An 8736-nucleotide genomic window follows, 5' to 3' on the forward strand; every position below is an offset into this window, starting at 1 on the left:
GGCTCCACCTCCTCGTCCGCTCACGCGGACCGCCAACTCCCGAAGGAGTTCTGCTTTGCGCGCTCGATCCAGTCCTTGGCGTACCAGAACCATCGCGCTCGGCGTGGTGGCGGTGCTGGTCGCCTCAGGTCAGCAGGCGGTGGCCGCACCCGCCGCCCACCGCGAACTCCCGGCCCTGCAAACGGAGAAGTCCGTCGCGACCTCTCCGGTGGCGCCTCGTGCGCTGCCCCCGGTCGACAAGCCCGTGACCACGGCGGCCGAGTCGTCGTGGCCTGCGGCCGCACGTGCCGAAGTGGCCCTGTCACCCGGTGGCGCCACCACGAACGCCAAGTCCGCCGCCGCGCCGACGCGCGCGGCGGGAACGCCGGTCTCGGTCGGCATCACCACGACCGACGCCCAGGCCAAGCGGGCGACGCCCGCCAAGGTCGAGGTCGAGGTGTTCGGCCAGGGCGCGACCAGGAACCTCGGCCTCAACGGTGTCGTGTTCTCCTTGGCCGACAAGGGGACCAGCGCGAAGGCCCCGCTCAAGGTCGCCTTCGACTACAAGTCGTTCGCCTCCGCCTACGGCGGTGACTACGGCACGCGGCTCCGCCTCGTGTCGCTGCCCTCGTGCGCGCTGACGACGCCGTCCAAGGCCGAGTGCCGCACCGCCACCCCGGTGGCGGCGACCAAGAACGACGTCGACGCCGGTGTCGTGTCCGGTGAGACGGCGTTCGCCGACCAGGCCCCGATGGCGTTCGCCGTGACGGCGGCCGCGGCGGGCAGCGCGGGCAGCTTCGCCGCCACGTCGCTCGCCCCGGCAGGTTCGTGGAGCGCGGGTGGTTCGTCGGGTGACTTCTCCTACGGCTACCCGATGAGGGTTCCGCCCGCCATCGGCGGCGGCGCCCCCGCGCTCTCGCTGGGCTACTCCTCGCAGAGCCTCGACGGTCGCACCTCGTCGTCCAACAACCAGGCCTCCTGGGCCGGTGACGGCTGGGACCTCGCGCCGGGCGGGTTCATCGAACGGCAGTACAAGCCGTGCGGTCAGGACCTCGGCGGCAACAACGGCCAGACGAAGACCGGCGACCAGTGCTGGTCGACCGACAGCCTGTCGATCAACCTGGTCGGCGTCTCCGGCCAGCTGATCAAGGACCAGGCGACCGGCCGCTGGCGCGCGAAGAACGACGACGGCGCGCGCATCGAGCGCCTGACCGGCGCCCAGAACGGCGACGACGGCGGCGCGGACGACAAGGGCGAGTACTGGAAGGTCACCACGACCAACGGCACCCAGTACTTCCTCGGCCGCAACCGCCTGCCGGGCTGGGCCTCGGGCAAGCCGGAGACCCAGTCGACCTGGACCACGCCCGTCTACGGCAACAACGACGGCGAACCCTGCAAGGCGGCCACGTTCGACGCGTCCTGGTGCAACCAGGCGTACCGGTGGAACCTCGACTCCTCCATCGACCCGCACGGCAACGTGACGACGTACTACTACCAGCCCGAGTTCAACTTCTACGGCCGCAACCAGAGCGCGTCGAAGTTGACGAAGTACGTGCGCGGCGGCTACCTCCTCCGGGTCGAGTACGGCCTGCGGGACAGCGACTACTACGCCAAGCCGGGTGCGAAGGTCACGTTCGACACCGCCGAGCGCTGCCTGGCCACCCAGTCCTTCTCCTGCGACCCGGCGCTGCTGAACACCGCCAACGCCAAGTCGTGGCCGGACGTCCCCGCGGACCAGATCTGCAAGGAGGGCGACCAGTGCTCGAACTTCACGCCGTCCTTCTTCACCCGCAAGCGCCTCACGAAGGTCACCACGGCGGTCGCCACCGCGACCGACTTCCAGCCGGTGGACTCGTGGTCGTTGACGCACGAGTTCCTCAACACCGGTGACGGCCTCGCGCCGTCGCTGAACCTGATGTCGGTCGCCCACACCGGACTCGTCGGCGGCTCGATCACGTTGCCTTCCACGGTGTTCGGCCACACGGCGATGCCGAACCGCGTGGACAGCAGCAGCGACGACAAGTCGCCCATCACCCGGTACCGCCTGACCTCGATCCTCGGTGAGGGTGGCGGCAGCACGACGATCGGCTACAGCCCCGCCGACTGCGTCGCCGGATCGCGGATGCCCGCGTCGCCGGAGACCAACACCTACCGCTGCTACCCGACGTGGTGGGCGCCGGAGGGCGCGCTGGAGCCGTCGCTCGACTGGTTCCACAAGTACGTGGTCACCCTGGTGGTCGACGACGATCGCACCGGCGCGTCGAGCGTGCTGCGGACCCGGTACGAGTACCTCGACCACGACCGCAACCCCGGTGGTGCCGCCTGGCACTACGACGAGAACGAGTTCGGCGACCAGAACCGCCGCACCTGGTCGCAGTGGCGCGGTTACGGCGTGGTCCGGACCGTGAAGGGCGAGGCGGGCAGCGTCCAGTCGATCACCGAGTCGCAGTACCTGCGCGGCATGGACGGCGACAAGCTGCCCTCGGGCACGCGGTCCGTCCAGGTGCCGAACGCCGAGGGCGGACCGGTCGCGGACGTCCAGCGCTTGCAGGGCTTCGTGCGGGAGACCCGCCAGTACAACGGCAGCCAGCTCGTCTCGGCGTCCCTGAACGACCCGTGGGTCTCCGCGCCCACGGCCACCGACGCGGCGGGCAAGCAGGCGCTGCTGTCCGGCTCGAAGGCCGTCCGCGGCCGCACGTTGCTGGAGGACGGGACCTGGCGCCGCACGCAGGTCAACAAGGAGTTCAACTCCGAGGGCATCGTCACCCGCACCGAGGACCTCGGCGACCTCGCGGTGAACGACGACCAGAGCTGCACGCGGACGGACTTCGCCCGCAACGAGACGACGTGGATGCTGTCGTTCGCCTCGCAGGTGCAGACGGTCAAGGGCGCCTGCGACGTGGTGGCGTCCCCGGCGACCATCCTCACCTCGGCGCGGTCGTACTACGACAACCAGGCGCTGGGCGTCGCGCCGACCCGCGGTGACATCACCAAGGCCGAGGCGCTCGACAAGTGGGACGGCGCGGGGCAGAAGTGGGTCACCGCGTCGACGTCGGTCTACGACTCCGTCGGCCGCCCGCTGGAGGTGGTCGACGCCACCGGGCAGAAGACCACCACCGCCTACACCCCCGCGTTCGGCCCGCTCACCGGCCTCTCCAGCAAGAACGCGCTGGGCCACGAGACGAAGGGCGAGCTGAACCCCGCGTGGGGCGCGACGGTCAAGTCGATCGACGCCAACAACCGGGTCGGCGAACTGAGGTACGACGCGCTCGGCCGGGTGGTCGAGGCGTGGAGCCCCGGCCACGACCGGACCGCCACGGGCGTCAAGGCGGACGCGACGTTCGAGTACCAGTACTTCAGCGACAAGCCCAACGTCGTGATCTCCAAGCAGTTGCAGGACAACAACAACACGTACCTGACCGCCTACACGCTCTACGACGGTCTGATGCGCGAGCGGCAGACGCAGGCGCCCGCCCCCAACGGCGGACGCCAGATCTCCGACACGTTCTACGACTCGCGCGGCTTGGCGGCCAAGCAGAACGCCGTCTACTGGAACGACCAGGCGCCGAACGGCGTGCTGTCGGGTGTGCTGGACGTCTCGGTGCCCAACCAGACCATCACCACGTTCGACCACCTGGAACGACCCACCGCGGCGATCTACCGCAAGTTCAACGTCGAGCAGTGGCGCACGTCGACCGGCTACGGCGGTGACCGGGTGCACTCCACCCCGCCTCCGGGCAGCCCCGCCACGACGCTGATCAACGACGCCCACGGCCGCACGCTGGAGAAGCGCCAGTACACCGCGGGGCTCGGCAGTCCCTTCGACACCACCAAGTACGCCTACAACGCGGCCGGTCTCCTCTCGTCGGTGACCGACCCGGTCGGCAACACCTGGACCTACCAGTACGACCTGCGCGGCCGGGCGATCTCGTCGGACGACCCCGACGCCGGCCACAGCTCCAAGGCCTACAACGACGCGGGCCAACTGCTGAGCTCGACCGACGGCCGCGGCAAGACCGTCGCCTACGCCTACGACGTGCTCGGCCGGAAGAAGGCCACGTACGAGGGTTCCACCACGGGCACGAAGCTGGCCGAGTGGGAGTACGACGGCGCACCGGGCGGTCTCGGCATGCCGAAGCTGTCCCGCAGGCTGGTGGACGGGCACGCGTACGAGCAGGAGGTCGTCGAGTACGGCAAGACCGGGTTGCCGACCACCCTGCGGGTGACGATCCCGGACAACGAGGGCGCGCTCGGCTCGGTCTACGAGCTGGACACCGCCTACACGCTGTCCGGCAAGGTCCAGATGGTCAACTACATCGACGCCGAGTCCGGTGGCCGGACCACCATCTCCGGTGAGTCGGTGCGGACGACCTACAACTCCCTCGGCCTGCCGGAGACCACGGTCGGCGGAGCCGTGGGCAGCGGGAACTACGTTTCGAGCACCAACTACTCCAGCTACGGCGAGGTGCTCCGCGAGACGTACGACACGGAGACCCGGCCGAACCTGTGGGTGTCCTACGAGTACGAGGAGGGCACTCGCAGGCTGGCGCGCAACATCGTCGAACGCGAGACCCAGACCGGCAACATCGTCGCCGACCGCAAGTACGGCTACGACCAGTCCGGCAACATCCTCAAGATCGCGGACACGCCGCAGGGCGGCGCTTCCGACGTCCAGTGCTTCGGCTACGACTACCTGCGCCGGATGAACGAGGCGTGGACCCCGTCCTCCGGTGACTGCGGCCAGGCCAAGTCCGCCACCGCGCTCGGCGGCCCCGCGCCGTACTGGCACTCGTGGACGTTCGACAAGACCGGCAACCGCACGACCGAGACCCAGCACGCCTCGGCGGGCAACACGGTCCGGGAGACGACCTTCCCCGCCGCGGGCGCGGCCCAGCCGCACACCGCCCGCTCGGTGAAGACCACGAGTCCCACCGGGATCGCGCAGGACACGTTCGCCTACAACGAGGTCGGCGCGACGACGTCGCGCACGATCGCGGGCAACACGCAGACCCTCGAGTACGACGTCGAGGGCAACGTGTCGAAGGTGACCAACGCCGACGGCAAGGTCTCGCGGTACCTGTACGACGCGGACGGCAAGCGCTTGATCACCAGGGAGCCGTCGGCGGACACGCTGTACGTGTTCGGCCAGGAGATCCGGCTGGAGAAGAACACCACGACGCCGACGTGGACCAGGTACTACTCGCACAACGGCCACGTCGTGGCGATGCGCAACAGCGTCACCGGCATCAAGTGGCTGCTGGCCGACCACCAGGGCACCAACCAGATCTCGGTGGCGGGCGACGCGCTCACCGTGACGCAGCGCAGGCAGCTGCCGTACGGCGGTTCACGCGGTCCCGCCATCGGGGCGTGGGCGGACCGGCACGGTTTCGTCGGCGGCACGAACGACGAGTCCGGCCTGACCAACCTCGGCGCCCGGTTGTACGACTCGTCGTCAGGTCGGTTCCTGTCGGCGGACCCGATCGTGGACAACAACGACCCGCAGCAGATGAACGGGTACGCCTACGCGAACAACAGCCCGGTGTCGGACAGCGACCCCAGCGGTCTGAAGAACTGCGGCCCCGACGGCGTGCTGTGCGGGTACAACCCGGCGGTCAACAGCAGTCCCGAGCAGTACAAGAAGGAACGCGCGACGTTCCTGGCGATCGAGCGGAGCGCCCAGGTCCAGCAACGCCAGCAGAGCGACGCCACCCGCCAGCAGTTGGCGTCGAGCATGGCCGCGGCGGGGATCAGCGAAGCCGACTACGCGAAGGCGTTGGCGGACGCGGCGAAGACCAAGTGGGACGTGATCAAGGAAGTCGCCTGGGAGGTCATCAAGGACCTGTCGGGGTGGAACGACATCGTCGACTGCTTCACCAAGGGCGACATCCTCGCCTGCGGCGGCCTGATCCTGAACCTGGTGCCGATCAGCAAGGTCGGCAAGATCCTCGAAGCCGGGTACAAGGCGGTCAAGGCCGTCAAGACGTTCGACAAGGCGATCACCAAGGCCCGCACGCTGCTGTCGAAGGTCAGCCTCCTCAAGAAGGAGAGCGAAAAAGCGGTCACCGCCTCCGGTTGTCTGGTCGGCAAGCACAGCTTCGTCGCTTCGACACGTGTGCTGATGGCCGACGGGTCTACCAAGGCCATCGCCGAAGTGAGTATCGGCGACAAGGTGAAGGCCACCGATCCCGAGACCGGGGAGACCACGTCACGGGAGGTCGTGGCGACCATCGTCCATTCGGACGAGGGTGACATGACCAAGCTGACCGTTCAGTCCGAGACCGGCTCGGACAACGGATCGGTGGACGCGACGTCCTGGCATCCGATCTGGGTCCAAGCGGAGGGCGACTTCGTCGAGATCGGCGACCTGGAGCCGGGGCAACGACTCACCTCGGCAGACGGTTCACAGCCGGTCGTCTCTGATGTGCGCCACTACGTTCGTGTCGAGCCCGTGTACGACCTGACGATCGAGGGCGTTCACACGTACTACGTGGTGGCCGGCGACACCCCGGTTCTCGTGCACAACTGCGGCGTCGATGTCCAAAAAAGTGATAACAGCATCTCGATCTCGCATGAGGCCTCAGGTAGTGGTGTTATTGCCGACCTCGACGACAGTGGCAACCTGACGCTGATGATGGACAACAATCCCCAGCTCGGCTCTCCGCTTCGGGGCAAGCAGATGTTTGCCGACGTGATGGAACACTTCGGTGATCGAGTAAATTCGATCACCGGCCACTGGCGCTACGGTGACAACCTGGGTGGCTTCAACGCCGCCGTTGCCAATGGTGAGAGTCTTGGGTCGGCTGCTCGCGGCACTTGGACCGGTCAGCGGGCCGCCGAGTATGGTTTCAATCGCGTGAGGATTTTGCAGGCCGATGAGGGAGCTGACGGATTCAATGCCGTATCGGCGTTGTTCCGGTAGGGATTGGGGTCAATTATGGATGATCGCAAGGCTTTCCTTCGGGAAGCCGGGGAGCAGGGGGTTCAGCCACTCGTCGCCGTTCGGAAGATCAAGCGGGACGGACTCTTCGAGGCTGGTAAAGAGTTCAATGTCGCGATAGACTTGAAGGCTGTCTTCGGATTGAGTCCGCACCAGCTGCATGATGTTGTCGGGTGGCTGAAGGGGGTCGTGTCCGATGAAGTGATCGAGAATTCCCTGAGGGTCGAAGGTGATTGACCAGGGCTTGTTGGGATTTTCCCTCTGAGTTGGATTCCCATCGAGTTTCTGATAGTTTTTCCGGCAGTGTTTCGACGGCCTTGCCGAAATTCAATCGGCGAGGCCGTCGATATTTCTGTATGCGTCTGGAAGGTTTGATCGGACAGGATGTGTGCGGCTTGTCGGCCGGGCTTACCGGTTTTCGACGAGCGGGTTTGACTAATTTCTCCGTTGCAGGAGAAAGGCCCGCCGAGATGGTTCGGCGGGCCTTCGGTGGGTTGAGCGGCTGACTACTTCCCGAGCAGGTCCGTGCCCAGTGCCTTCATCTTCTCCGTCATGTCCACGCACTGCGGTGCCTTGGTGAAGGCTTCCTTCAGGGTGGGGTCGTCGGTGAGCTTCTTGATCTGGTCCTGGAGTTTTCCCTGGTCCGCGCCTTCGCCGAGTTTTCCGACCTGGTCGAGGAAGTCGGGGGCGGACGGGTCGATCGTGGCCAGGTCGGATTTCACCTTGGTGAGGGTGGTGCCGTTGTCCTTGAAGAACTTGATCAGTTCCTGGTGCAGTGCCTCGGCTTCCGGGGTGGGGGCGCCGAGGGTTTCCATCTTCTTCGCCGTGTCGGTCATGGCGGTGCCCGCCTTGGTGGCGTAGTTGATCATCGCCGTCTTTTGCGCCACCGGGTCCGGGGTTTCCTGGAACGCGGTCTTCAGTACCTCTACCAGGCCTTCCATGGTCGGCGTGACGCCTTCGCAGAACGCGCCGCTCCACGCCACCGCGTCCGACTTGGCTGCCGGCGCGGCGGTCGAGTTGGTGGTCGACGTGGATGCCGGAGTGGTGGCGGACGGGGTCGATGAACAACCCGTGACGGCCAATACAGTACCGGCGAATGCGCCGAATAGAGCAATGCTGCGCTTCATGTGATCCCCCCATGGTGAATGTGTCCCCCGACTCGCGCGGAGACGTTACCCGATCGGGTGTAACGGCTATGAATCGGGTTGTCCGAAGTGGCCGTTTCGGGTGGGGCGCGCTGATAGCGTTCGGGTAGTGCACAGGATTCTTTTCGTCGTTCTCCTTCTCGTCACCGGTTGTTCCGCGGCCGAATCGGCGCCGACTCCCGAACCCGCCCCCGATCCGATGGTGAAGGTCGACAAGGTGGTGCTGGGCGACCAGGTCACCGGGCCGCTCGGTCTCGTCGTGACCACTCCGCCGACGGCCGGGGTGCGCAAGCTCATCCCGTGCCCCGACCCGCTGCCCTCGGCGGGCAAGGCCGTCGCGGGGAAGTTCGCCGAGTGGAAGGCGGAGAGGGACGGTCGGGTGACGACGGTCGCGCAGTACACCGCGCTGTACCAAGGGGTGGCGGGGCGGGATGTGGTCAAGGAGTCCCGCGCGGTGGCGAGTTGCCACACCCCCACGCCCGACGATGTGGGACTGCAGCCCTACGTCCAGGAGGGGCTCGCGTCCACGAAGCGGTTCGTCGACGACCGGTTCGGCTTCTGCGAGTACCCCGTCGGCGGGGACGACTACACGTGCACGGCGGTGCTCGCCAAGGGCGATGTCGTCACGGTGGTCGCCGTCCACGGTCCTCGTGGCACCGACCCCTCGGTCGATCC

4 protein-coding genes are annotated in these 8736 nt (G+C 67.1%); 3 read left to right on the plus strand and 1 reads right to left on the minus strand.

Annotation, left to right across the window (positions count from 1 at the left end; genetic code table 11):
* Positions 1–55 precede the first annotated feature (55 nt).
* Together ACFWW9_RS23550 and ACFWW9_RS23555 are read left to right on the plus strand one after the other, a co-directional pair.
* Positions 56–6898, plus strand: coding sequence for a polymorphic toxin-type HINT domain-containing protein (locus tag ACFWW9_RS23550; protein WP_390381687.1), 6843 nt, complete (start codon positions 56–58; stop codon positions 6896–6898).
* 15 nt (positions 6899–6913) lie between these two features.
* Positions 6914–7153 carry a hypothetical protein gene (locus tag ACFWW9_RS23555; RefSeq protein ID WP_390381690.1) on the plus strand — a complete coding sequence of 80 codons (240 nt, stop codon included), beginning with the start codon at positions 6914–6916 and terminating at the stop codon, positions 7151–7153.
* A 269-nt stretch (positions 7154–7422) separates the two neighbouring features.
* Here ACFWW9_RS23555 and ACFWW9_RS23560 read toward each other — a convergent pair whose 3' ends face one another.
* Positions 7423–8043 (minus strand): hypothetical protein, encoded by a 621-nt coding sequence (locus ACFWW9_RS23560; protein WP_390381693.1) that lies wholly within the window; start codon positions 8041–8043, stop codon positions 7423–7425.
* Positions 8044–8263: 220 nt separating this feature from the next.
* Between ACFWW9_RS23560 and ACFWW9_RS23565 the strand changes: the two genes are divergently transcribed.
* The coding region (locus ACFWW9_RS23565) for a hypothetical protein (RefSeq protein WP_390381695.1) at positions 8264–8736 on the plus strand (473 nt) is incomplete at its 3' end.

It is taken from the genome of Umezawaea sp. NPDC059074 (assembly GCF_042738955.1).
GTDB lineage: Bacteria > Actinomycetota > Actinomycetes > Mycobacteriales > Pseudonocardiaceae > Umezawaea.

Excerpts from the sequence above, each read along its gene's own strand:
- ACFWW9_RS23555 (WP_390381690.1), top strand. The coding sequence starts at position 6,914 with ATGGATGATCGCAAGGCTTTCCTTCGGGAAGCCGGGGAGCAGGGGGTT.
- ACFWW9_RS23560 (WP_390381693.1), bottom strand. The coding sequence starts at position 8,043 with ATGAAGCGCAGCATTGCTCTATTCGGCGCATTCGCCGGTACTGTATTG.